This is a genomic window from Streptomyces sp. NPDC047880, from assembly GCF_040706515.1.
GTDB lineage: Bacteria > Actinomycetota > Actinomycetes > Streptomycetales > Streptomycetaceae > Streptomyces.
The window spans coordinates 1-1,522 of record NZ_JBEZOK010000068.1 but is presented as its reverse complement, the minus strand read 5'-3'; the positions used below and the strand labels follow the sequence as shown (position 1 = coordinate 1,522).

The 1,522-nt window shown below is 68.2% G+C and carries 1 protein-coding gene; it reads left to right on the top strand.

Annotated elements, in window-relative coordinates; all coding sequences use genetic code 11:
- On the top strand, positions 1–1,522 hold a 1,522-nt coding region (locus tag AB0937_RS38495; protein WP_366718866.1), incomplete at both ends, for a condensation domain-containing protein.

Sequence of the window (1,522 nt, the reverse complement as noted above, 5' to 3'; positions counted from 1 at the left end):
GGGCCGAGCGCGACGTACAACATCCCGATCGGCGTGCGGCTGACGGGGGCGCTGAACCAGCAAGCCTTGGAAGATGCTCTGCGCGATGTCCTGGACCGGCATGAGGTGCTGCGGACGGTGTTCGCGGTGGCAGACGGTGAGCCGTATCAGCGGATCCTGCCCGTCCACGAGACCGACTTCGCGCTAACCGTCACTGATGTGAGCGCGGAGGGCCTGGACGCAGCAGTGGCGGAGGCGGCGCAGTACGCCTTCGACCTTGCGGAGGAGATCCCATTCCAGGCCCGTCTGTTCACTCTGGGAGCGGATGAACACGTCCTGACGGTCGTAGTCCATCACATTGCCAGTGATGGGTGGTCGTCTGCTCCGTTGGAGCGGGACTTGACGTCTGCTTATGCGGCGCGGTGTGAGGGGCGGGCTCCTGTGTGGGCGCCGTTGCCGGTGCAGTACGCCGACTATGCGTTGTGGCAGCGGGAGATGCTCGGGTCCGAGGAGGATCCGGAGAGTGTGTTGTCGCGTCAGGTGGGGTTCTGGCGTGAGGCGCTGGCCGGTGCCCCGGAGGAGCTGGCGTTGCCGTATGACCGGTCGCGTCCTGCGGTCGCGTCGCATGAGGGGCATGCGGTGGGGGTGCAGGTGCCGGCTGGGGTGCATGCGCGGTTGCGTGAGGTGGCGCGTGAGCGTGGCGTGACGGTGTTCATGGTGTTGCAGGCTGCGCTGGCGGTGACGTTGTCGCGGCTGGGTGCGGGCACGGACATTCCGATCGGTTCGGCGATCGCGGGGCGTACGGATGAGGCGCTGGATGAGCTGGTGGGTTGTTTCGTGAACACGCTGGTGATCCGGACGGACTTGTCGGGTGATCCGACGTTCGGTGAGGTGCTGGAGCGGGTGCGGGAGACGAGTCTGGCGGGGTTCGGGCATCAGGATGTGCCGTTCGAGCGGCTGGTGGAGGAGCTGGCGCCGGCGCGTTCGGCGGCTCGTCATCCGCTGTTCCAGGTCATTTTGACGATGCAGGACACGGTGTCGGTGGCGGGTGTGGGTGGGTCGGCTGCGCGGGTGCCGGGTCTGCGGGGCAGTGCGCTGCCGTTGGGCCGGGTTGGGGCGAAGTTCGATCTGTCGGTGCTGGTGGGGGAGCGGTTCGACCGGGACGGTGCACCGGCGGGCATCGGCGGGGTGGTGACCGCGGCGGCGGATCTGTTCGAGCCCGACACCGTCACCCGCATGGCCGAAGCGGTGAACCTGCTGCTGGCCCAGGTCGTCGAGGATCCCTCGGCACGGCTGAACGCTCTGGAGGTCGTTGACGAGGCTGAGCGCCGGCGTGTGGTGGTGGGGTGGAACGACACGGCGGTGAGCCTGCCGCGGGTGTCGGTGTTGGGCCTGTTCGAGGAGCAGGTGGTGCGGTCGCCGGGTGCGGTGGCGGTCGTGCAGGGCGATGTGTCGGTTTCGTTCGCGGAGTTGGAGGTGCGGGCGAACCGTCTGGCACATTATCTGCGGGCGCAGGGTGTGGGTGCGGAGTCGGTGGTGGGCC